The sequence below is a fragment of the Synergistaceae bacterium genome (assembly GCA_031272035.1).
In the GTDB taxonomy this organism is placed as follows: Bacteria; Synergistota; Synergistia; order Synergistales; family Aminobacteriaceae; genus JAISSA01.
Map to the genome: position 1 here is coordinate 1 of JAISUO010000011.1, position 22,677 is coordinate 22,677.

A 22,677-nucleotide genomic window follows, 5' to 3' on the forward strand; every position below is an offset into this window, starting at 1 on the left:
CTTATCTTAGGAGTATTGATTCCGGCGATCCACCCATATGCTTTGATGATCATCGCTCTTGTCGTTATGAAAATCTGTAACATCGTTCCTGTGGAAATCCAGTTTATCGCTCAAAAATGGTACGCCCTCGTTTCTCAAACCATGACCTACGCACTTATGGTGGGGTGCGGCATAGCGCTTCTCAGCATTCAGGAACTGCTGGGCGCACTGGGAACGGTCTCCTTCTTTGTCATTTGCCTGGCAGTGGTGGCCACGGCCGCTTTCGCCGCAGGCGCGGTCGGAATGCTCGTGAAATTTTACTTTGTCGAGTCGGCCCTCACCGCGGGGCTTTGTATGGCAAATCAGGGAGGGACTGGTGATGTCGCCTGCCTGTCTGCCGCGCATCGAATGAATTTGATGCCCTTCGCGCAAATGTCCTCCCGCCTGGGCGGCGCTCTGATACTGATTATTCAAAGTATTCTCTTACGCATGTTTTTTTAAAAGAGGCGTGTGTGATAAATTCTCTCATTAAATAAATACAAAAGGAGTTGAGAGATTTTGGCGACGACTGAACTTTTTGGAAGGGCTGGAACTCTGGAGTCCTGTGACCTGATGGCAACGGTTTATCTGGACAAGGGGAAACAGGGTCTGGAGATAGAAATCCACAGCCCTGCTTTGGAGATGTTCGGCAAAGCGATAGAGGATGCCACAAAAGAGGTTCTTGCGGAACTTCGTGTGGAAAATGCTCTGGTTCAAATTCAGGACCGGGGCGCGCTGGACTTTACGGTTCGCGCCAGAGTTGAAGCCGCGGCGCGGCGGGCACTTGCGCTGAAAAAGGGGGTGTGAGCGATGGGAGACAACAAACTGCGTCGAAGCGGCCTTTACATTCCCGGAAGCAATCCCGCAATGATGTTCAACGCAGCGCTCTATGGGGCGGATACTATAGCGCTTGACCTCGAAGACTCCATCGCGGTGAACGAAAAGGACGCGACGAGAATCCTCGTGCGAAATGCGCTGCGCCGAATCGATTTCGAAAACACGGAAATAACTGTGCGCATCAACGCACTGACGACTCCCTTTGCTGTGGAGGATTTGGAAACCATTATTCCCTGCGCTCCTGCGGGCATCCGTCTTCCTAAAGCCGAAAGTGCGGAATATGTTCAAAAAGCGGATCAATTGATCGGCGAAATAGAAGAAAAAAATAATCTGCCCAGGGGAAGCACAAAACTGATGCTGCTGATAGAAACGGCAAACGGAATTTACAATTTAGAGGAAATTGCAGAGGCCAGTTCCCGAACGGTCAGCCTTGAGTTCGGCGCCGAAGACTACGCAACCGATCTGCGGGCAAAAAGAACACTCAATCCCTCAGAATTTACTTATGCTCGTGAAAAAATAGTTGTTGTCGCCAGAAAAATTGGTATTCAGGCCCTGGATACGGTTTATTCGGACATCAATAACGACGAGGGACTCACTGAAGAATCGGTATATGTCATGAATATGGGTTATGACGGAAAATTCGCCATTCACCCCCGTCAGGTCGGAATTATCAACAAAGTTTTCACTCCGTCAGACAGAGAGATTGAACATGCGCTGAGAGTTCTCGAGGCTATCGAGGAAGCAAACCGGCGACAGGCTGGAGTTGTTTCTCTGAACGGAAAAATGATCGACGCTCCGGTTGAGATTCGCGCCAGAAAGGTCATTGAGATGGCACAGGCCGCAGGCGTTAAACTGGAGACGAGGTGAAATCAATGTTGAAGAACTCGATCGGTCGTCTGATTCCGGAAGAGCTGGAAGGGTACGGCAAAGTCAAGCCTTTTGCAGGCGCTTACGCCACTGTGCCGGAGGGAAACAAAGCTCCCGTAAAAATTCCGTGTCACCGCGCCTCCGAAAGCGACAAACTTCTCCCTTCTATTGAAGAGGCCCTGAAGCGCGCCGGAATACGTGATGGAATGACATTGTCCTTCCATCACCACATGCGGGATGGAGATTTGGTGATGGAGCAGGTTTTTGACGTCATCCGAAAACTGGGAATCAGGGATTTGCGTCTGGCACCCTCCGCTGTTTTCCCCTGTCAGAAGTTTTTATGTGAAGATATTGAACGGGGAATCGTTCGTCGTATTTCCGGCGGAATTGACGGAATTGTCGGACGTGCCATATCCGCCGGAAAGCTCCGGGAACCTTTCGTGGCCCGGTCACACGGCGGACGGGTGAGGGCAATCGAAGCGGGAGACGAGCCTGTCGATATTGCCATCATCGCAGCACCCACAGCTGACGCGGCAGGAAATATCAACGGCACCGGCGGCCCTTCTGCCTGCGGCGCCCTGGGGTATCCGATGGTCGATGCCGAATACGCCAAAACCGTCATTGCCGTGACGGACAATCTTGTAGATTTTCCTGCCGCACCGATATCGATCCCCCACAGCAAGGTGGACTGGGTGGTAAAAATCGACAAAATAGGAATACCGGAAAAAATCGTTTCCGGCACTTTAAAAATTACCCGTGATCCGATTCGACTGCGTATTGCCGAAACGGCAGCCCAGGTTATTGAACATTCGGGCTTCTTTCAAAATGGATTTTCCTTCCAGGCCGGTGCGGGTGGAACCTCTCTGGCCGCGGCGGCATACGTCCGGGAAAAAATGAAACGGAACGGTATTACAGGAAGCTTCGGTTCGGGAGGAATTACGGGATATTTTGTCGATATGCTTGAAGAAGGACTTTTCAGAACTTTGCTTGATACGCAGTCGTTCGACCTGAAAGCCGTGGCTTCTCTGGCTCGAAACCCCGGTCATTTGGAGATGAGCGCCGGACATTACGCCAATCTTCATACCAAAGGCTGCGTCGCCTCGATGCTGGATTTTGTCGTTCTGGGCGCCACGGAAATAGACACGGATTTCAACGTCAACGTCACTTCTGAAGCCGACGGCGTGATGTTACACGGAATCGGCGGACATCAGGATACGGCTGCCGGGGCTAAAGTGTCGATCATTGTTACCCCGCTTCTGCGGGGCCGCATCCCTATGATCGTAGATCGTGTCAATCTGGTTTCGTCGCCGGGTGAGACGATCGACGTCATTGTGACCGAACGAGGTATTGCCGTCAATCCGCTGAAAAAGGAACTGACGGAAAACCTTCGTAAAGGTGGACTGCCCATCGTGGATATTCGAGACCTGAAGAAGATGGCGGAAAATATCAGCGGAAAACCCGCTCCGGTTCAAATGGGAGAAAAAATAGTCGGTCTCGTAGAATATCGGGATGGAACGATCCTGGATGTGATTTACCAGAAAAATTCTTAGAGACGTGAAGATTCAGGCAGGGCAATATTTCTGTTGACATGACTCAAAAAACGGGGCCTTCTCCTTTGGTTTGGGAAAAGGCTCCGTTTCATAAAGAGGCCGTCCGTTGCAACGGGAATTTTCAACCTTTTGACTAGTCTTCTCCAATCCAACGGCCCGCAAAGAGGTCCAGGAGAATGAGACAGCCGGATCCCACCATCAAAATCGTTCCAAACGCTCGAACCATAAGCGGAATACGGGGCAAATCCATGGTTAGAAACGCCGTGCAGTTGATGGGATACCGGCACCACCGGGATACGGTTTCAATCCAGGGAACCCAGGCTTTGAAATTGCTCAGGTCCAAACCGGAAAACACCCACCCCAGCAAAAAAGCCCAAAAAGGCAGAGAACGAGGGAGAGGCAGCCCCCCCAGATAGTGGTCGAAAATCACAAGAGAACCGTTGCCCGCGTCTCTCAGCGCGTAATACCAGAAGATCAAAAGCGACGCGACGCCCCAGTAAATCGCCGACTGAAGGAAAGAGCCATTCTGACGTCCCCAGGCCACGGCGACCTCCGTGGCGTTGACCACCAGCAGCAACAGCAGCCCCAGTTTCATCCCCGGATAGAACGCCAACAGAGAAACTCCGCTCCTTGTACGGGACCTCCCATGTCTTCGTCGGGAGCCTCGCCGTACACGCCCGTCTTCGAGGCTTTGCTTGATAAGCAGGTATTTTTCGTATTCTTCCCGGTTACCGGTCATTCCGGAATTCCAGAAATTTTGTGATTCGTCTTCCTGCTCGTATGATTCGTATTCGCGTCGCTTACGGCCGAACATGACTCTGCCTCCTAAAAAAATTTTTGACACAACAGACCGAGAAAAACAAGAATTACCAGTCCCCCTGAAATCTGCAGACGATTGATGCGCAGCGTACAAAACGCGGTCAGCAGAGGTGGAATTGCCGCAAAAAGAAAAATGTTCTTCAAGAGCGAAGGATTTTGAACGATCGGACGAACAGGATAGACGATCAGGATCGCCAGCAAATCAAAACACAGCGCGACAGTCACAGCCGTTTTCCCGCTGAAACGTTTTCCGCTGACGAATCTCATTATCATCGCGGGCCCCACGTGCAAAAGATAAAAAAGATTCTGGGACGTGAAAATGGACCGCAGCACCTGACCGTACCATGGCAAAAGAAACCTCAGGGACCTTCCCTGAGCGTGCAGGAGCATCGCCGCCGTGAGAAGGGGTATTCCAAAATATACTGCCACGGCTTTGCACAGTCCCATCGTTTCCTGCATAAAGAGAGGGAGCAAATCCTCCTCATCCGGTTTAGTCCACATCGCCTTACCTCCGTGCCGGATTTCACCAAACTTATCAAAACTCAGAGCTCAGGCGTTCAGCCAGTTTATCGATTTTTCGCAAAGTGCACCGTTCTCACGGAACTCTATTATCTCACAGCGGTCACCAAAATTCCCACAAATTTTCCATATTTGTTACGTGAAGTAGTTTACAATACGAAAGGGTAAAGACTCAAAATTAAATCTACTAATACAGGCATGGGGACAGGGGGTTGCATCGATGGAGCGGCGCGAGTTTCTGAAAAAATCGTTGAATCTCGGACTGGGAGTGGGTTTGCTCTTCCTGCCGAAGGGGTTCCGGAACGGCCTGTCAAAGGCGCTGGCCGAGGAGAAATATCCCGATCTCGTGGCTTTGAAGGGAGCCGCTCCGGAGGTCATGTTCGACAGGGGAATAGCGGCGCTGGGGGGCATTGGACGTTTCGTGAAGCCTGGACAGACCGTGGTGATCAAACCCAATATCTCCTGGGACACGCCTCTGGAGGGCGCGGCCAACACCTCGCCGGCTCTGGTGGCGCGCATTGTAAAGCACTGTCTGGACGGAGGGGCCAAACGGGTCTGGGTGATGGATCACTCCATTGAATACTGGGAAAATTCTCTGGCGGGCAGCGGAATCGGCGCGGCCGTAAAATCGGCCGGAGGAGTTTACGCGCCCTCGGAGGACGCGAAATATTATCAGAAAATCGACGTGAAGGGAAAGGTTCTGAAAACGACCCAAATTCACGAGACCCTTCTGGAGTGCGACGTCCTTGTCAGCGTGCCCGTGTTGAAGCATCACGGCGGAGCGGGGGTCAGCATCGCCATGAAAAATCTGATGGGCTGCGTGTGGAACCGCATGGATTATCACGCTCAGGGCCTTCAGAACTGCATTGCGGACTTCCTTCAGGCTCGAAAACCCGATCTCAGCGTCGTGGACGCCTGGCGCGTCATCACCCGGCACGGCCCTCGAGGCGGTTCCGCTTCCGACGTGGCGGAGATGAAAATGCAGATTCTCTCCCCGGACATCGTGGCCGCCGACGCCGCTTCCGCCAAACTGCTGGGGCGCGAGCCCGCCGACGTCCCTCACATCCGATTCGCCGCGGAGGCCGGAGCTGGAGAAATCGACCTGACAAAACTCAGGATCGACCGGATCGTTCTTTAATTTAATCTGCAATTTATCTGCTAATCTGCGGAGGTTTTCGAAAACATGGCCGTCGCCGCGAAACGCAAACGTCTCGGATACCGAATGTTCTTCTGGTGCCGAATATTCGTGTCATTGGGTATTCTCCTTCTTTTCCTCCGGACGTTCACCTCCTCCCGCCAGATGTGGAGCGACCTTCGCGCCGATCTGACGGCTGCGCAGTTCACGGGGGCGCTGATGTCCGGCGGCGTCACGAGTCTCGTCGTTCTGGGGATCCTGCTGATTTCCCTCCTGTTGGGGCGATGGTACTGCTCTTTTCTGTGCCCCTTCGGAACCCTGCAGCTTTTGGCCTGGAAGAGCGGCGGCCTTTTGAAACTGGCGGCGAAGGGACGGTACGCTCCCCCCTCGCGGCTTCGATACTTCCTGCCGGCGCTGGCCGGAGTCGGGCTGATTTTTTCACTGTGGCCGCTGTTTGTCGTGATGGATCCTCTGTCGAATTTCGGCCGTGGAGTCCGCGGTTTATACGCCCTCGTCGCCGGACAGCCTGTGGGGCCCTTCTTTCTGGGTGCTCTCGGAATGTTCGGGGCGGTTTTGGGGTTCGCCTTCTTTCAGGGACGCCGTTTCTGCGACTGGTGTCCCCTGGGGACTCTCCTCGGGCTGTGCGCCCGAACGGCTCCCCTGGGCATGACCCTGCGGCCGGACCTCTGCGTCGGCTGCGGCAACTGCGAAGCTCTCTGCCCCATGCGCTGCATCGACGCGTCGAACAAAACCCTGGATCGGGAGCGCTGCGTCCTCTGCCTGAACTGCGCGGCGCACTGCGCGATGGGCGCTCTTGACTACGGATGCGCGGGAAGTCTCTCCCCGTCGAAACGTCGGGCTTTTTTTCAGATTTTTCATGACAGAGCGGCTTTTTTCGCGGGGGCATCCGGTCTGCTGTACCTGGGAGGGGCGACCTTCCGCGCGCTGCGTTCCTCAGGCGCAGGCGCCGCCGCGGAGCCCGCTTCCGGGGAGGCGGGCCTGGCTGAACCGGAGTTTATGGAAAACGTCATGCCCCCCGGCGCTGGGAACAGGGAGGATTTTCTGTCCCGCTGCATTCGGTGCGGCGCCTGCGTCGCGGCCTGTCCTTCCGGCATCGTCCGCATCGACAGAACCTCCTGGCCGGAGCTGGATTACAGTCGGGGCTACTGTCAGTACAACTGCAGGGAATGTTCCAACGCCTGTCCGGCTCACGCCCTGCGCCCGTTTCACGACGCAGAAGAGAAGCGGCGGACGAGAATCGCCCTGTCGGACCTTCACCGGAAGAACTGCGTGGTCATCACCCGACGGGAGTCCTGCGGAGCCTGCGCTGAGGTCTGCCCCACCCACGCCCTTCGGATGGAACCGCTGAAGGACGGGTCGAACCTGACGGCCCCCGTTTTCGACCCCCTTTACTGTATCGGATGCGGCGGCTGTCTGCAGGTCTGTCCGGCCCTGCCGAAGGCTTTCGCGGTGCGCGGAGTGGCGGTACAGGTCCGGACTCCGGGAATGCGGCCCGGCGAGGACGACGACGAAGGTCTTCCCTCGCTTCCGGCCTCAGGGGACGATTTTCCGTTCTGAATTTGAGTTTTGAATTTGAGTTCTGAATCTGAGACCTGACGGGTCGTAAAATTCGAAATGCAAACACAAAAGGAGTGACGTGCTTTGAACCTGGGAATGGGCGAAATTTTCCTTCTGATTATATTGCTGCTGCTGTTTTTCGGACCGAAGCGCCTTCCCGAGGTGGGGCGCGCCGCGGGTAACGCCCTGCGGGAATTTCGGGCGGGCCTGAACGGGATGAAGAACGGTGAAACCGATTCCGGCGCCAGAGCTCAGGGAAACGCGGAAGACGGGGACAACGGCGGAACGAAGCGCGTCTGACCCCGCAGGACACCGTTATACATGGACGAATGGGAAGAACATCTGGAAGAGCTGCGGAAACGGATTATTGCCGTTTTAATCGTGTTTTTCGCGGCATCTCTGGCGGCTTTCTTTTTTTCGGCCCATCTCGCCGCCTTTCTGACGGAGCCGGTGGCCCGTTTCGGCGTGAAGCTCCATACCTTCGCCCCGGCGGAAAAATTTATGACGCACCTTTCCCTGTCGGTCTGGACCGGAGTGGTTTTCACGACTCCGTTTTTTTGTCTGCAAACGGCGCTGTTCCTTTGGCCGGGCCTCCGGGGCAGAGAATACCGTTACGCCGCCGTGGCGCTGTTTCTGGTTCCTCTGCTTTTTGCGTCGGGGGCGGCGCTGTGTTATCGCTTCATGGCCCCGCCGGTGTTCAGGTTCTTTCTGTCCTTCGGCGCGGGGGACGGAGTGGAACCCCTCTGGGGGCTGAAGGACTATCTGAAACTCCTGTTCGACCTGATGCTGGCCTCGGGGCTCCTGCTCCAGATGCCGCTGTTTCTGCTGGCCGCCTTCGCCGTGGGGCTGGTCTCTCCCGAGCGCGTCGCCCGTTATCGCCCCCACGTCGTCATTCTCATTTTTTTTCTGGCCGGCGTCCTGACTCCCCCGGACGTCGCCTCTCAGGTCATGTTGGGCGTCCCTCTCTATCTCCTGTTCGAAGGAGCTCTCTTTCTGGGACGCGCTCTGTATAACAGGCCGAAAATGAAGTAGAATAAAAATCATGAAATACTATTGTTAATTTCGCAAAATGCGATTTTATTGAAGTGTAATATTCCAAAGAAAATTGCGGGGAGTTGTGCGTAATGCTGAAAGAGTACTTTGGACGGCCCGCGTTTTTCGCGACGGTCCTCATCGGCGTACCGATGCTGGTGCTTTTGTCCTTTGCGGGCGGAACTCTGTGTTCGGTGTTCTCCCTGTACTCGGGAATCGCGACGGAAACCCTGCCGGGCCGGACTTTTCTTTTCGACCTCAACTCAGCCGCCTGGCGGACGACGGCAGCTTTCGCCGTCTTTGTGATCGCCAGAACCCTTTTTCTGACTCTGCGGGTGCCATGGAGCCTTCTGTTTTCGCAGGCCGCCGCCGCATTCGGAACTTATCTGCTCATAAGGGGGCTGTACGCCATGCTGGGGACCTTCAGTCTGGCGCTGTCCCTGTGGAGCGTCGTCACCTTCGTGGCCTTTCTGTCGGCCTTTGACAGCCTCGAACCCGCCAGGGCCGAAAGATGGCACGGATTCTTCCGCTTCATGCTGGGAATGTTTCCCGGAGGGCGCCCCCGATGGCGGAGATAACCACGGACGCCACCATCCGGGAAACGTCCCGGGACAACGCGGAACAAACCCTTCGGGAGGGGGAAGCGGGTCCGCCGGCCGGAGAACTGACGGTTCGGGAGGGAACTCTCGCGTCCCCCGACGAGCCCTCCCCGTCCGGAATCGCGAAAATCGACGGAAGGGAAACGTTCCGGGGGTACGCCGTTCTGGAGCAGCTGCCCACAAAAGGCGCGGAGGCCGACATTTACATCCTGGAGCGGGAGGGCGAACGTCACATCCTGAAACTCTACAGACACCGCATGGAGCCAAAAATCGAGGTTCTGAACCGGATCGGCGAGATCAGCAGGGCTCACAGCGAATGTTTCGTCGTATTCAGGGACGCGGGGTTCGACGAGCAGACCGGCCGTTGGTACGAATTGCAGGAATATTTTCCACTGGGCTCCCTGAAGGATATACCGGAAGAGCGAAAGCGCCGTCCGGACTTCATTCGAAGCCTGGTTTCCGAACTGGCGGAGGCGATCCACTGCCTCCACAAAAACGACATTATCCACTGCGACATCAAACCCGGAAACGTGCTGGTTCGCAGCCTCGACCCCGTGGACCTGGTGCTGACGGACTTCGGCATCGCCTCCATCGTGGCCTCCGACGTTTCCCGAAAGATGACCACCCTGAAGGGAACTCCCATGTACTGGGCCCCGGAGGCCTTCAGCCGAATGGTGGGACGCCCCTGCGACTGGTGGGGGCTGGGGATGATCATTCTGGAGCTTCTGGCGGGGGCTCACCCTCTGGAGGGGCTGATGGACTCCCAGATCATTCACCGCCTCACCGTGGGGAACGTGGAGATCCCCTCCTTTTTGGACGACAACTGGCGGCTGCTGTTGAAGGGCCTGCTGACAAAAGACGACGTCAGACGCTGGGGTTACGCCGAGGTTCTGCGCTGGCTGGCCGGCGAACGGGACATCCCCGTCTGGTACGAGGCCCCCGCCCCTTCCGCTTTCGCTCCGAAACGGGAAACGCAGCCCTTCCGCTTCGAGGGACGGGATCTTTACACTCTGGAGGAACTGGCGGCGGCCATCTGTCAGCGGGATCAGCCCTGGGCCATGGCGGCGCAGTATCTCCGCTATATCCGGCAGTGGATGGAAAACAACATGCTTTTCGACGAGGCGGTGGACCTGGGGAACGCGGCCGACACCATGGACTCCGAACGGGCGCTGTTCCACTTCGTACACACCTTCGTGAAGGGGCCCTTTGTCTACCTGGGGCGGGTGATCGACGCCAACAACCTTCGTCTTTTCCTGTCCCGCGTGGCCCGACGGGAGGCGGGATACTCGGAGGGCCGGATCGTGCGTATGCTGGGCGACGGAACTCTGAAGACGCTCTACGAGGAATACACGGAGCTCACTCAGCGGCAGGATCCCGTGCTGGAAGCGATTTTCCCCGTCATGCTCAACAGGACGGCGGAAGAGCAGTGGGCCTGCTTCGAGGCGGCGGCCTCCCCAAAGGATTTTATCTGGCCCAAAGACGTGGACCTCGACAACGAAATCGGGCTGTTCTCCGTGCTGAACCACATCGGCGCGGCTCCCATCCGCAGCGAAACTCTGGCCAATCTGGACGTGCTTTATCTGATCCCCGACTGCATCCGCAGGGCTTTCGACAGCTCCGAAACCTTCGCCTGGGGACTGAAACGCCTGAACGAACTGCAGGACGAGGGCCTTCTGATCCCACAGGGAAGCGGCGGCGGACCGCTGGGATTCGCCACCAGAGACATGTCCTTCGAGGAATACAAAGCTCATGCCAGGGTGATCTGCCTCGGCCACACCCCCGCGGTGATGGCCCATTTGAGCGCGGCCATCGAGGCTCTGGACACCCTGCCCCTGCCTCCGGAGAGCCCGGATGCCCTTCTGCCCAGCCGCAGCGATCTGGAGAGCGCCGCCGTTTCCAAGGCTTTAAGCCGTCTCAGGGCTCTGAGGAACGAGAAGATCGGCCCCAGAGACACCCTTTTTCTGGCCCGGCTCTCCGAGCTTTTCCGAACGCGCCGGACTCTGCAGAAGGGAAGAAATGTCATGTATCTCGTATGGGGTTCCACGGGAGCCCTGGTTCTGTGGATCATTCACCTTGTCGCGGGAGTGGGCGGGGCCTTTCTCCTTCAGACGGTTTTCATCATCGCCGTGGTGGGAGGGCTGGTCGCCGCGCTTTTCACGGTGGATCCCCACGCTTTCCGCAGGCTTCAGAGAAACCGGACGCCGGGATGGAATTCCGGCAAAGAGGCCGGCGAGGAGAACCCGCGGCAGCGGAAAAATCCCGACTATTACCTTGTCCTGCCGATTTTCGCCGTTTTGGGAACGTTTTTGTTTTTCAACCTGTTTCTCGCCGCGTTCCCCCGGCTGTTCCCTCCGGCAACGGGAGTCATGGCCGGATGCTGCGCGTATTTTATGTTTTTTCAGCGCCGCATGAGGGGCATTTTTTCCAGAATCTCGGAGCTATGCGCCGGCTGGCTCGGCTCCGCTCCATGATAAAGAGGTGAAATCTCGATGAGCGTTTGCGTGATCGCGGCCTACGGATCGTTTTCCCTCCTGCAGGCCCTGTTGCTTTCGGCGGGCATGGGAGCGGCTGCGGCCGGTTTTGAAGGGTCTTTTTTCAAATCGAAGGCCGGAAACCTGGCGGCGCTGAAGCAAAAGATGCTGGAGGACATTTCGGCGGAAACGGGCTATGATGGAGAACCGCGAGACCGCGATCGAAGCGCCGCCAGAGAAAAACTGAACGAAGAGCTCCAAAACTTCCGGCTGAACCTGGACCGGCGGCTGGAGCGGGACGACCCGGCCTCCGTCCTGGCGGAACTTCACAGCCTGCGCCGCCGCTGCCGTGAAGAGGCGCTGGACGAGGAACAGTGCCGCCGGCGACAGAAGGACGCGGCGGAAAAACTGTCGCTGCTGCGGGAGAAAAAGATTCCCTCCTGGGAAAACGTCCTGGACCGGCTGGAGAAAAAATTGAAAAACCCGGAGGGGCTGTCGGCCTCCGAGCGACTTTCAAACCTTCAGATTCTTCTGGAGGAACTGGCGGAGATGGAGGGTCTGGCCTCCATCGCGGCGGATCAGGGCGCGGACGCCCTGAAAGAAACGCTTTACCCGGCGGAAGAAATTTTCGCGGGAAGGGGCCAGCCCCAGGACGACATTCGGGCCTGCATCGCAGAAATTCGCGACCGGGCCGACCGTATCGCCCAAATGGATTCCTGGGAGGGGGAAAAACTGCGTCCACTTCTGGAGGGACTTGCCGCCGACACCCCCTTTCCTGAGCGGCTGGACCTTTTGCGCCGTCAGGTTCGCGTCACCTGTTCCCGACTTCGTGAGCGGGAGGCCCTGACGGGGCTTTTCCGTGAAAAACTTGAGGAGCTTTACACCCTGGTGCAGGCCGCCCAAATTCCGGGCCGGGATTTTGCACGGGAGGCGGAGGCCCTCTCCCGCCGGTGCGAAACCCTGTGCGGCGGAAAATACATTGACCGGGAAGCCTTCATGTCCCTGTACGAGGACGTCTGCCGTTTCGTGTTCTCCCAAAACGAGGACATCGCCGATGCCCTTCTGGCGCAAAAAGTGGGCGACGTCCTGAACGAACTGGGGTACGAACTGCTCACGGATGAAACACCGGATGAAACATCGAAAGGCGCGGTCCCCCCGGACGGGACGTCTTCAGAGGCGGAGCTCTCCGCTCTGGCCCCGGATCGGGTGCAGTACCTGGAGTCCCCCTATGAGGGGTATCAGGTCATGATCCGGGCCGGAAATCACGGAGAAGTCGCCGTCCGCCTGGTGCGAACTGTGGCCGACGAGGCGGAAAAAAACGCGGCCGGCGCGTATCAGAGGCAAAAGGACCTGGAGGTCGGGAAAAAATGGTGTGAGGATTTCGACCGTTTTCTCGAAAAAATGAGAGAACAGGGCGTTCCTTTCGACCTGCCGGTTCGTCAGGAGCCGGAAGAGTCCGAAGTTCTGGTGGTGGTGGACCGTAATCCGGCCGCGAAAAAGCGCCGGAAGGAAAAGCTCCGCAGGCCGACTCTGGCCGAAAAAACCGCTGATGAAGGGGTGAAACGGCCATGAGCCTTTTTGAAGAAGAAACCTTTACGAGTCCTCGATGGATGCGGGAGATCGACCGTTTTCTGGCGATCAAACCCCAGTTTTTGCTTTACGGCAACGTGAACGACGTTTTTCCCGCCCTCCTGACGGGAGGCATGACCACGCTGTCACTGCCGGACTGCCTGAAGGAGCTTCTGACGAACCGAGGGGCCGCCCTGACGGTGAAGTACGAGCCCCTGACGGGTTTTTCCCTGCTTTTCGGAGATGTCGAACTGTTCAAACGGCTGACGGGGTACACCCTCCCCTCCGCCGGAGCGCTGCCCGCGACGCTGGAACGGGCGGCGGAGATTGTGACGGCTCTGACGGAGAGCTCTCTGGGACACACGGCGATTCTCCTGCGTTTTGCATCCCGACTGAAGGACCTCTGCGAAAACGACACGGAGCCCTTTTTCTATCGCATGTTCCGCCTGTCCCTGGAGAGCGTCCCCCGCATGGCGCCTCTGACTCCGGCAAACGGAGAACGCCCCCGACCCCGTTACAACCCCGTCTTCTGGATTATGGACAAGGAGAACGACCTGCCCCCCTGGTACACGCTGGATAACCCGAAAATCCGCGTGCTTCCCATTCCCCGGCCCGACAACGAAGTCCGGCGCTGCGTGGTGGAGGCCGTGTCCCCGAAGATTCCGGGCTACGACACGCTGAACGGAGAGGAACGCCGGGCGAATCTGGCGCTTTTCCGGGATCAGACCACGGGGCTTCTGGCGGAAGAAATCGCGGCCATCGCTCAAATGGCATGGCACGAACAGCTGCCCTTCGGCCAGATCGGCGACACCATCCGACGCTACAAACTGGGTATTCAGGAGAACATGTGGGAAAAGCTCGACAGAGAAAAAATTCTGGGAGCGGAGAAATTTCTGTCGTCCCGGGTCATGGGGCAGACCGCGGCGGTGCGGCACGCGTCCGACATCCTGAAGCGTTCCCGGTTCAACCTTTCGGGGGCGCAGTTTTCGCGATTTTCTCAGAGGCCGAAGGGCATCCTGTTCCTCGCCGGGCCCACCGGCGTCGGCAAAACCGAGCTGGCCAAAGCCATTACGGAGCTGATTTTCGGCTCTTCCACCCATTACATCCGTTTCGACATGAGCGAATTCGGCCATGAGCACGCCAACCAGCGCCTCCTGGGGGCGCCCCCCGGCTACGTGGGATATGACGTGGGAGGCGAGCTGACCAACGCCGTCCGGCAAAATCCCTTTTCGGTGATTCTCTTCGATGAAGTGGAAAAGGCTCACCCGAAGATTCTGGACATCTTTCTCCAGATACTGGACGACGGCCGCCTGACCTCCGGACGGGGGGAAACCGTGTACTTCTCCGAGAGCCTGATCGTGTTCACCAGCAATCTCGGCATGTTCGAGCAGCTTCCCGACGGGACGAAGCGGGCCCGGGTGACGCCGGACATGCCCTATTCCCGCATCGCGGAGAAAATCGGCGGGGCCATCGACGACTTTTTCAGGTATCGGATCAATCGTCCGGAAATTTTGAATCGCCTCGGCAAAAATATCGTGGTGTTCGACTTCATCCGGGCGGACACGGCCCGCAAAATCTTCGACCGGATGATGGATAACGTTCTTTTCCGCCTGAGCGACAGCTACGGACTGGAAATACGGTTTGACGGCGATACTCTGGACCGGATAGCCGATTTGGCCTGTTCGGACCTCTCCATGGGAGGGCGGGGCATCGGCAGCAGCCTGGAGGCGTTTTTCATGAACCCGCTTTCCCGCAGGCTCTGCGAGCTTCAGGACCAGACCGCCGGAAAAGAAGAAAAAGAAGGAAACAGGCTTTACATCGTGAGAGACGTCAGAGAGACGCCGGAAGGCTGGGATATCGCACTGGAGGCGAACCCGTAAAGGGGGACGAGCGATTTATGACGAGAGAAAACGGGATGAGAGAAGACAGAATGAAAGAAAACAGGACGGAAGACAGGACGGAAGAAAAAAAGAGAAGGGGCTCGAAAAAAACCGGAAACGCCGGCTCCAAAGCGATTTCCAAATCAATTCCTCAGTCGGTTCCCATTGAGGAACTGGAGAGCGTTTTCCGAAACGCGGGCCTGAAAATGACGAACCAGCGCATTGCCGTCTACAGAAAAGTTCGTGAAAGAGCCGACTGCCGGGACCACATTACGGCGGAACAGGTTTACGAGAGCATACGGGAGTCACTGCCGGCGGTTTCGCTGAATACGGTCTACCGGGCTCTTTCACTGCTGGCCGGAAAAGGGCTGGTGAAGCGCCTGACCGGTTTTGGAGCCTGTGACGTCTACGACGCCCGCCTGACGGAGCACTGGCATTTTGTCTGCACCCGCTGCGGCGCAATTGAGGACGTCCCCGCTGAAAAGGAGATTTTTCCCCCGGTTACGGAGGGAGCGGGACGTGTCGATGAAGTTCTGGTGCAGTTTCGAGGACTTTGCGCCGCCTGCCTGCCGCGGCAGCAGAAAACAGTATAAAACCCGGAGGGACGGAGACTGCCCGCGCAGACCTGCGGTCGCCCCCGCGGATCGCCGGACGGTGAACGGAGAAGAAACGGAGGGAAGAAAATGGTTTCGCTCAGGGATGTGGAAAGTTGTCGGGAAGAAGCGGAAAATTATTTCAAGCACCTGCATCGTTTCCCGGAGTTGGGCTTTGAGGAACACGCCACGTCGGACTTCATCGCCCAGGAGCTCCAGTCTTTCGGGCTGGAGAAAATCAGAACCGGAGTGGGAAAAACAGGCGTTACGGGAGATCTCCTGGTGCACTCCAACGCGAAGATGCTGATGTTGCGCGCGGATATGGACGCTCTGCCCCTTCACGAGGCCTCCGGTCTTGATTATGCCTCGACCGTCTCCGGCAAAATGCACGCCTGCGGCCATGACGCCCACGTGGCCATGCTGCTGGGCGCGGCCCGGTATTTAAGCCTGCATCGCGAAAAACTGCGGGCCAACATCCGCTTCGTCTTTCAGCCCGCGGAAGAGGGCCCCATGCCGGGAGGAGCCGCCCTGATGATCGAGGCCGGCGTCATGGAGGGAGTGAGCGCCTCTCTGGCCGCCCACGTGACCCCCCTGTACCCCGTGGGAAAGGTGATGGTTCAGTCCCGGGATGCCATGGCCTCCACGGACCGCTTCGTCATCACCATTCGAGGACGAGGCGGGCACGGAGCCATGCCCCAGGCCGCCATCGACCCGACGCCGGCTCTTTCCGAGCTTCTGGCCGCTCTCAACCTGCTTCCCGCCCGGGAACTGGACCCCCTTGACCCCTGCGTGGTGACGGTGGGAGAAATTCACACGGTTTCTTCCTCCTGGAACGTCATCCCCGGTTCCGTTGAGATGTCGGGGACCTTCCGGGCCTTTTCCACGGAGGTGCGGGAAACCGTCGCCCGACGCATAGGAGAGCTGACCGAGGGAATCTGCTCCGCCCATCGCTGTGAATGCGAGTATTTCCGGGACAAGGGCTACCATCCCACCGTCAACGACCCGAAGATGGTGGATTTCGTCCTCAAAAACGTCGCGGACGCCCTGGGAAAGGACAACGCGGTGCGGTACGAAAGGCCATTCATGACCGGCGAGGACGCAGGGGCTTATTTCCGGAAGGCCCCCGGCGCTCTCATCTGGATCGGCTGCTCCTCTCCGGAGGCGAAAGATCCGCCCAACCTCCACAACCCCGCCTTTCGAGTGGACCTGGCAACTCTGCCCGTGGGAATCTGCGTCCACGTCAGCAACGCGCTGGCATTTGCTTAATATTTATCGTTTTATGTAAAATTTCTAAATTTAATTTCAATACACAATATTAATTTAAATTTAAGACTTTACTTTTATCTTTTTAGGGTGTTAAATTTAAGCATAATTAACTCCCTATTCTTTTCCGGAAGCCTGTTTCCGGCCATATGCAATATGACGTAAAGCGAGTGACGGCGCTGACGGACAGAGGTGTTGGGAGAAAACTGCAACAGGGAGGGAACGTTATGTCGGAGGCAGCAGCAGCAAAGAAGAAAGGTCTGGATTTAAACCCGTTTTTCATTCTGTTTGCGGTGGTGGTTCTCGTCTACGTGGCGTGGTTTTTCGTCTCGCCGGGGGCCTATGAGCGACAGGTGGTCAATGGTCGCACGCTGGTCATAGCCAACAGCTATCATCCCGTGGACAGGACATCCGTCGCCTTCATCGATGTCTTCCGCGCCATTCCCAACGGACTGATCGGGGCGGCGAGCATCGTGTTCTGCATCCTCATCACGGGCGGCACCATTGAAATCCTCAACAAAACCGGAACGATTTCCGCGGGCGTTTCGAAGCTGGTGTCCTACTCGAAACAGCATGAAGGCAGCAGTATGATCATGCTGGGCGTGCTGTTCGCGTTTTTCTCCGCTCTCGGCGGATTTCTCGGTTTTGCTGAAAACGCCATTCCCTTCGTTCCGTTGGTGGTTCCCCTGGTTCTCGCGCTGGGCTATGACGCCATGACGGCTGTGGGCGTGGTCTTTTTGGGCACCCTCGTGGGATTCGCCGTGGGACCCACCAACATCTATACCGTCGGCGTCGCCCATCAGGTGGCGGAACTGGAGATGTTCTCCGGCTTCGGATACCGCTTCGTCGTGTACCTCATTTTCTGCGTCGTGGGCATGGCTCACCTTCTGTGGTACGCCCATAAGGTGCACAAGGATCCCTCGCGCTCCTACATGATCGGAATCGACGACTCGGACCTGCGGGTCAGCTACTCGGGCGGCGACACGAAACTTCAGGGAAAACATCTCGCCTGTCTGCTGGTTCTGGTGGCCGCTTTCGCCGTCTCGATCTACGGCATGTCTCCCAACTCCGGCTGGAGGTGGGGAATCAACGACCTGAGCGCGGTCTTCTTCGCGGCGGGAATCCTGGCGGGCATCATCGGCACGCTTTCCATTGACGACTTCGTCACGACCTTCATGACGGGAGCGAGAAACGCCATGGCCGGCGCGCTGGTGGTGGGCGTGGCCCGCAGCATTCAGTGGATGTTGGACAAAACCGCTCTGCTGGACCCCACCATTCACTGGTTCGCGGCGTACATGGAGGGGCTTTCTCCCTACGGCTCCGCAGTGGCCATCTTCCTCATCATCCTGCTCATGGACGGAATTATCTCCTCGGGCAGCGGCAAGGCCATGGCGGTCATGCCCATCATCATCCCCCTCTGCGACATGGTTGGAGTGACCCGTCAGACCGCGACCCTGGCCTATCAGTTCGGAGACGGCATCGCGAACATGGGCTGGTTCACCTTCGGAACTCTCTACATCTTCCTGGCCTACGGAAAAATCCCTCTGGGCAGGTGGTATAAGTTCTTCTGGCCCCTTATGCTCATGATGTTCATCATGTCCCTCATTTTCCTGTACATCGCGGTTCAGATCGGTTACTAAAAACTTCGAAACGTATCAGGATTTGTTCTGAAACAGGCGACGCCTCTTCCGGATTTTACCGGAGGGGGCGTTTCGCTTTTTTCGGGCTGTTCTGAGGCTGCGATTCGAAGGGTATAATAAAGCACAGACTGAACGGAGAGACAGGGAACGCGATGGGCCTCGATAAAATGCGCGATGAAACGTCAGGCGTCAAAACAATGAAACTCGAAGGTCTCGACCTTCGCTATTACGACCAGGGAACCGGAGACGCGGTGGTGTTTCTGCACGGCTGGGGCTCGGAGTTTTCGATTTTTCGTCCCTTTCTGGACCGCATGTCGAACTGCCGTCGGGTCTGCGCTCCCAACCTTCCCGGCTTCGGAGGCAGCGAAGAACCTCCCGCGGCCTGGGGAGTGGACGATTACGCGGATTTTGTCCGCTCCTTTCTGAAGAAGCTCGGCATCCGCGAGGCCGTTTTGATCGGGCACTCCTTCGGAGGCCGGATCATCATCAAGCTGGCGGCGAGGTCCGGCGCAACGCCTCCTTCAGAAACGCTTCCCCTGCGCCTCCACAAAATCATTCTCGTGGACAGCGCGGGAATCCGCCCCGGAATGACGCTCAAAAAGCGTCTGCGGCTGGCCGTTTATAAAGGCGTTCGGCAGGTCGCCCGCCTCGTCGCCGCGGAAAAACTTTTTCCCGGCCTTCTGGAGAGCTGGCGGCGCAGAAATGCCTCTCCCGACTACCGCGACGCGTCTCCACGAATGCGCGAATGTTTCGTAAAGATTATCAACGAGGACCTGACGCCCTTTTTGTCCTCCATTTCCTGTCCAACTCTTCTGATTTGGGGAGAAAACGACCGCGAGACCCCCCTCGGCGACGGGCAGCTCATGGAGCGCCTTGTGCCTGATTCGGGGCTGGTCACTCTGAAAAACGCCGGACATTATTCCTTTCTGGATCAGCCTTTTATCTTTGGCCGAGTGCTGGATTCCTTTCTCGGCCTGAAGAGCGCGTCATGAGCCTGACTACCGCGCCTGTGTCCGCCGCGTTTCTTTTCAGCTGCTGCCTTTTTACCCTGCACGCGCTGCACATGTTCCAGTTAAATTCCTACAAAATAGGGATTCAGCTTCGCTGGCTCGCCGGACACAGGCGCGGCTGGCTGGGAAGGAACGTTCTCCTTCTGCCGCTTCTGCTGATTTTTCGGCTCAATTCACAGATTGCGCCGGGCGCGATGTTCGTCTGCTTTTCGGGACAGGCTCTGGCGCAGTTCCTGTACGCCCGATCCCATCCCGCGAAGAAACCTCTGGTGTACACGAATCGCGTCAAAAGGCTGCTGACGACGCACGCGGTTCTTCTTTCGGCCCTTGCCTTCCTGCCTCCGTCCTTTGCGAACGCGGGAGGAGACGGCGCGGCCTCCTTCCTGGCGGTCTGGGGCCTCTGGCTGGCTTTTCTGCACATGCTCACGCCTTTTTTCATCCTGCTGGCCAACATCGTCAACAGCCCCCTCGAAAAATGGATCAACAACCGTTACGTGGACGACGCCCGCCGGCTGCTGAGAGATCACCCGAAGCTGCTGGTTCTGGGAGTGACCGGAAGTTATGGCAAAACGAGCACAAAATTTTTTCTGCATAAACTGCTTTCGATGAAGTACAACGTTTTGATGACCCCGGAAAATTACAATACCACCCTGGGCGTGGTGCGGGCCGTGAGGGAAAACCTGAAGCCCTGGCACGAAATTTTCATCTGCGAAATGGGCGCGAGAAACGTCGGAGACATCAAAGAAATCTGCGACCTGGTGAAGCCGGCCCACGGGGTGATCACCTCCATCGGGCCTCAGCATCTGGAGTCCTTCAGGTCCCTGGAGAACGTCGTCCGGACGAAATTCGAGCTGGCCGACGCGCTCCCTGAGGGCGGCGCCGCATTCCTGAACCTCAACAACGCCTGCATTCGGGCCGAACGGAATCGCCGCGCGGACAGCGGCCCCAAAATGAAAAGCGTCGCCTGCGGGTTCTCCGAAGACTGCGACTACCGAGCGCACGACGTCGGCGTTTCAGCCGGGGGAAGCTCCTTTTTCGTAACGATGCCCGACGGGGAGAACCTGGCTTTCGAGACGGCGCTGATCGGAAGGCACAACGTCGAAAACATCGTCATGGCCGTGGCCGCGGCGGATTTTCTGGGCGTCGGCCGGAACGACATCGTCATTGGGGTGCGCCGTCTGGAGCCCGTCCCTCACCGCCTGCAGCTGATCCGCAGCGGCAGAGACATTCTCATCGACGACGCCTACAACTCCAACGTCACCGGCGCGAAGGCCGCGCTGGACGCGCTGGCTCTGTTCGACGGGCGCAAAATACTGGTGACGCCCGGCATGGTGGAACTGGGGAGCCGGCAGGACGAGCTCGCCGGACAATTTGGCGCTCAGGCCGCGGAAGTCTGCGACTTCGTGATTCTTATCGGGAAGCTTCAGACGGAAAATATTCTGAGTGGCCTGAAAAAAGCCGGGTACCCCGAAGATAAAATATACGTGGAGGACACCCTCGCCGCCGGACTTGCCAGGGTTGCCTCGCTGAACACGGACGGCGAGCGGAAAATCGTCCTGCTGGAAAACGACCTTCCGGATAATTATTAAAACTGAAGATTGAAACTGGAATATTGAAACTGAAGCGAAAAACAGGTGGTCAGAGCGACCGGCGTGGGGAGGATAAACAGATGAAAATTCGAGTGGGAGTTTTTTTTGGTGGAAAGAGCGTAGAGCACGAAGTTTCCATTATTTCCGCAATACAGGCCATTAACGCCTTCGACGGGGAAAAATACGACGTCGTTCCCGTCTACATCGCCAAAAACGGGGAGATGTACACCGGAGAAGACGTCGGCAAAATAGAAGAATATCGGGATATTCCGGCGCTTCTGAAAAAAAGCCGGAGGGTTTTTCTGTATTCGGAGGGAGAGCGGCATCTGCTGGTGCAGTACCCCATGAAGCGCTTCGGCAACTCCGTTCAGGCGGAGATCGACCTGGCGTTTCCCATCACCCACGGAACCAACGTGGAGGACGGCGCCCTCCAGGGGTATCTGAAGACCCTGTCCCTTCCCTTCGTGGGATGCGATGTGACGGCCTCGGCGCTGGGCATGGACAAGTACGCCATGAAAACGATCTGGAAGGCCAACGGCCTGCCGGTTCTGGACGGTCTGCGGCTTCGCGCCAGAGAGTGGTACAGCGGCAAAGAGCAGGTGTTTGCCCGGATCCGGAGCGCTTTTTCCTGGCCTTTGATCGTGAAGCCGGTGAACCTGGGGTCGAGTGTCGGAATCCGCAGGGCCGCCGACGAAGAAGAACTGAAGGAAGCTCTGGACTACGCTTTCCACTTTGCCGAAACGGCTCTGGTGGAATCGGCCGTACCGCATTTGAGAGAAATCAACTGCGCCGTTCTGGGCGATCAGGAATCCGCGACCGCTTCCGAGTGCGAGGAACCCATCAACCACGACGTAATTTTGAGTTACGCGGACAAATACCTGGGGGACGGCGGCGCAAAAAAGGGCATGAGCGCTGCAAAGAGGAAACTGCCCGCGGAGATTCCCCCCGACCTTCGCGACCGGATTCGGGAGCTCGCCCAAAAGGCTTTTCAGGCGCTGGGCTGCAACGGCGTCGCCAGGGTGGACTTCCTGATGAACGGAGAGAGCGGAGAAATCTGGATCAACGAGATCAACACCATCCCCGGTTCTCTGTCCTTCTACCTGTGGGAGCCCGTTGGAATGCCTTACGCGCGGCTTCTGGACGAAATGGTTCGTCTTGCCTTCAAACGACAGCGTGAAGAAGCCGAAATTTCTTACTCCTTTGACACCAACATCCTGGCCGGGTTCGCGGCGGGAGGACTCAAGGGCGGCAAGGCCGGGGTCCCGAAACTCTCCGGCAGTCGTTCCTGATTCACGAAAAAAGGACGGGGGGATTCCATATCTTTACACCAGCCTCTGCACTAACACTCGTTTAAGTTGGCGCGTCATCACTGCTGACGTACCCCCTCGGTCTGACGGCGAAGCAGAATCCGTCAAAATCCCTAGTGATATACTCCGTTAAAATGCCTGTTACATTTTTGGAGGAGTGATAGGATTCTTCACAAGAGGATCCGATCAAAATCGAATTTTGAAATTTTCGGCCTCTTCCTATTATAGATTTTCCGCAACATCTCCTTTCATCAAGGTCGCTGTCCTGCACACAGCGACCTTCATTTTTTGTATGATTATTGTCTCATGTCAATTTGAAGCAAGACATGCCATCACTTTAGCATAATTTAATGAAGAATATGACGACCGCAACGATGATCCGGTGCTCATTGAGAGGCAGA

At 57.1% G+C, this 22,677-nt stretch carries 20 protein-coding genes; 18 read left to right on the forward strand and 2 right to left on the reverse strand.

Annotated elements, in window-relative coordinates; translation table 11 throughout:
* From LBR61_01000 to citF, 4 genes are all read left to right on the forward strand, one after another.
* Window positions 1-480, forward strand: a 480-nt coding sequence (locus LBR61_01000) for a 2-hydroxycarboxylate transporter family protein (protein ID MDR1730648.1), incomplete at its 5' end; no start/stop codon positions are given.
* A 57-nt stretch (window positions 481-537) separates the two neighbouring features.
* Window positions 538-825: a citrate lyase acyl carrier protein gene (gene citD, locus LBR61_01005; GenBank protein MDR1730649.1), complete on the forward strand. Its 288-nt coding sequence runs from the start codon at window positions 538-540 to the stop codon at window positions 823-825.
* Window positions 826-828: 3 nt separating this feature from the next.
* Complete coding sequence (locus LBR61_01010; GenBank protein ID MDR1730650.1) at window positions 829-1,722, forward strand: HpcH/HpaI aldolase/citrate lyase family protein; 894 nt, start codon at window positions 829-831, stop codon at window positions 1,720-1,722.
* A 5-nt stretch (window positions 1,723-1,727) separates the two neighbouring features.
* Entirely contained in the window at window positions 1,728-3,272 is a 1,545-nt protein-coding gene (citF, locus tag LBR61_01015; GenBank protein ID MDR1730651.1) for a citrate lyase subunit alpha, read from the forward strand.
* 133 nt (window positions 3,273-3,405) lie between these two features.
* Here citF and LBR61_01020 read toward each other — a convergent pair whose 3' ends face one another.
* Window positions 3,406-3,885: a hypothetical protein gene (locus tag LBR61_01020; protein ID MDR1730652.1), complete on the reverse strand. Its 480-nt coding sequence runs from the start codon at window positions 3,883-3,885 to the stop codon at window positions 3,406-3,408.
* A gap of 212 nt (window positions 3,886-4,097) precedes the next feature.
* Window positions 4,098-4,592, reverse strand: coding sequence for a hypothetical protein (locus tag LBR61_01025; protein ID MDR1730653.1), 495 nt, complete (start codon window positions 4,590-4,592; stop codon window positions 4,098-4,100).
* Between the two features lie 238 nt (window positions 4,593-4,830).
* Between LBR61_01025 and LBR61_01030 the strand changes: the two genes are divergently transcribed.
* The 14 genes from LBR61_01030 (at window position 4,831) to LBR61_01095 (ending at window position 22,258) form a co-directional block, all read left to right on the forward strand.
* Window positions 4,831-5,748: a DUF362 domain-containing protein gene (locus LBR61_01030; GenBank protein ID MDR1730654.1), complete on the forward strand. Its 918-nt coding sequence runs from the start codon at window positions 4,831-4,833 to the stop codon at window positions 5,746-5,748.
* 45 nt (window positions 5,749-5,793) lie between these two features.
* Window positions 5,794-7,323, forward strand: coding sequence for a 4Fe-4S binding protein (locus LBR61_01035; GenBank protein MDR1730655.1), 1,530 nt, complete (start codon window positions 5,794-5,796; stop codon window positions 7,321-7,323).
* An 84-nt stretch (window positions 7,324-7,407) separates the two neighbouring features.
* Window positions 7,408-7,623 (forward strand): twin-arginine translocase TatA/TatE family subunit, encoded by a 216-nt coding sequence (locus tag LBR61_01040; protein MDR1730656.1) that lies wholly within the window; start codon window positions 7,408-7,410, stop codon window positions 7,621-7,623.
* A gap of 21 nt (window positions 7,624-7,644) precedes the next feature.
* Window positions 7,645-8,355 carry a twin-arginine translocase subunit TatC gene (gene tatC, locus LBR61_01045; GenBank protein MDR1730657.1) on the forward strand — a complete coding sequence of 237 codons (711 nt, stop codon included), beginning with the start codon at window positions 7,645-7,647 and terminating at the stop codon, window positions 8,353-8,355.
* Between the two features lie 92 nt (window positions 8,356-8,447).
* On the forward strand, window positions 8,448-8,933 hold the full coding sequence (locus LBR61_01050) for a hypothetical protein (GenBank protein MDR1730658.1): 486 nt from the start codon (window positions 8,448-8,450) through the stop codon (window positions 8,931-8,933).
* Window positions 8,921-11,425, forward strand: a complete 2,505-nt coding sequence (locus LBR61_01055; GenBank protein ID MDR1730659.1) for a protein kinase — start codon at window positions 8,921-8,923, stop codon at window positions 11,423-11,425. The genes LBR61_01050 and LBR61_01055 overlap by 13 nt, the downstream gene beginning before the upstream one ends.
* Window positions 11,426-11,443: 18 nt before the next feature.
* Entirely contained in the window at window positions 11,444-12,997 is a 1,554-nt protein-coding gene (locus LBR61_01060; protein MDR1730660.1) for a hypothetical protein, read from the forward strand.
* A complete protein-coding gene (locus tag LBR61_01065) occupies window positions 12,994-14,874 on the forward strand; it encodes an AAA family ATPase (GenBank protein MDR1730661.1) in 1,881 nt (626 codons plus the stop codon). The genes LBR61_01060 and LBR61_01065 overlap by 4 nt, the downstream gene beginning before the upstream one ends.
* A 17-nt stretch (window positions 14,875-14,891) precedes the next feature.
* Window positions 14,892-15,467 (forward strand): transcriptional repressor, encoded by a 576-nt coding sequence (locus tag LBR61_01070; GenBank protein ID MDR1730662.1) that lies wholly within the window; start codon window positions 14,892-14,894, stop codon window positions 15,465-15,467.
* A 90-nt stretch (window positions 15,468-15,557) separates the two neighbouring features.
* The gene (locus tag LBR61_01075) at window positions 15,558-16,733 is read left to right on the forward strand and encodes an amidohydrolase (GenBank protein ID MDR1730663.1); all 1,176 of its coding nucleotides are present in this window, start codon (window positions 15,558-15,560) and stop codon (window positions 16,731-16,733) included.
* A gap of 224 nt (window positions 16,734-16,957) precedes the next feature.
* Entirely contained in the window at window positions 16,958-18,370 is a 1,413-nt protein-coding gene (locus LBR61_01080) for a hypothetical protein (GenBank protein MDR1730664.1), read from the forward strand.
* 152 nt (window positions 18,371-18,522) lie between these two features.
* Window positions 18,523-19,362 carry an alpha/beta hydrolase gene (locus LBR61_01085; GenBank protein MDR1730665.1) on the forward strand — a complete coding sequence of 280 codons (840 nt, stop codon included), beginning with the start codon at window positions 18,523-18,525 and terminating at the stop codon, window positions 19,360-19,362.
* Window positions 19,359-20,969 carry a UDP-N-acetylmuramoyl-tripeptide--D-alanyl-D-alanine ligase gene (locus tag LBR61_01090; protein ID MDR1730666.1) on the forward strand — a complete coding sequence of 537 codons (1,611 nt, stop codon included), beginning with the start codon at window positions 19,359-19,361 and terminating at the stop codon, window positions 20,967-20,969. Before LBR61_01085 ends, LBR61_01090 begins: the two co-directional genes overlap by 4 nt.
* Before the next feature lie 80 nt (window positions 20,970-21,049).
* Window positions 21,050-22,258, forward strand: a complete 1,209-nt coding sequence (locus LBR61_01095) for a D-alanine--D-alanine ligase (GenBank protein MDR1730667.1) — start codon at window positions 21,050-21,052, stop codon at window positions 22,256-22,258.
* Window positions 22,259-22,677 lie beyond the last annotated feature (419 nt).

Bases quoted from the DNA above. Each gene is read 5' to 3' on its own strand.
- LBR61_01080 (MDR1730664.1), top strand. From the start codon at position 16,958: ATGTCGGAGGCAGCAGCAGCAAAGAAGAAAGGTCTGGATTTAAACCCG.
- LBR61_01035 (MDR1730655.1), top strand. From the start codon at position 5,794: ATGGCCGTCGCCGCGAAACGCAAACGTCTCGGATACCGAATGTTCTTC.
- LBR61_01055 (MDR1730659.1), top strand. From the start codon at position 8,921: ATGGCGGAGATAACCACGGACGCCACCATCCGGGAAACGTCCCGGGAC.
- LBR61_01085 (MDR1730665.1), top strand. From the start codon at position 18,523: ATGGGCCTCGATAAAATGCGCGATGAAACGTCAGGCGTCAAAACAATG.
- LBR61_01010 (MDR1730650.1), top strand. From the start codon at position 829: ATGGGAGACAACAAACTGCGTCGAAGCGGCCTTTACATTCCCGGAAGC.
- LBR61_01050 (MDR1730658.1), top strand. From the start codon at position 8,448: ATGCTGAAAGAGTACTTTGGACGGCCCGCGTTTTTCGCGACGGTCCTC.
- LBR61_01065 (MDR1730661.1), top strand. From the start codon at position 12,994: ATGAGCCTTTTTGAAGAAGAAACCTTTACGAGTCCTCGATGGATGCGG.
- LBR61_01030 (MDR1730654.1), top strand. From the start codon at position 4,831: ATGGAGCGGCGCGAGTTTCTGAAAAAATCGTTGAATCTCGGACTGGGA.
- LBR61_01070 (MDR1730662.1), top strand. From the start codon at position 14,892: ATGACGAGAGAAAACGGGATGAGAGAAGACAGAATGAAAGAAAACAGG.
- LBR61_01090 (MDR1730666.1), top strand. From the start codon at position 19,359: ATGAGCCTGACTACCGCGCCTGTGTCCGCCGCGTTTCTTTTCAGCTGC.
- LBR61_01075 (MDR1730663.1), top strand. From the start codon at position 15,558: ATGGTTTCGCTCAGGGATGTGGAAAGTTGTCGGGAAGAAGCGGAAAAT.
- citF (MDR1730651.1), top strand. From the start codon at position 1,728: ATGTTGAAGAACTCGATCGGTCGTCTGATTCCGGAAGAGCTGGAAGGG.
- tatC (MDR1730657.1), top strand. From the start codon at position 7,645: ATGGACGAATGGGAAGAACATCTGGAAGAGCTGCGGAAACGGATTATT.
- LBR61_01095 (MDR1730667.1), top strand. From the start codon at position 21,050: ATGAAAATTCGAGTGGGAGTTTTTTTTGGTGGAAAGAGCGTAGAGCAC.
- LBR61_01060 (MDR1730660.1), top strand. From the start codon at position 11,444: ATGAGCGTTTGCGTGATCGCGGCCTACGGATCGTTTTCCCTCCTGCAG.
- LBR61_01025 (MDR1730653.1), bottom strand. From the start codon at position 4,592: ATGTGGACTAAACCGGATGAGGAGGATTTGCTCCCTCTCTTTATGCAG.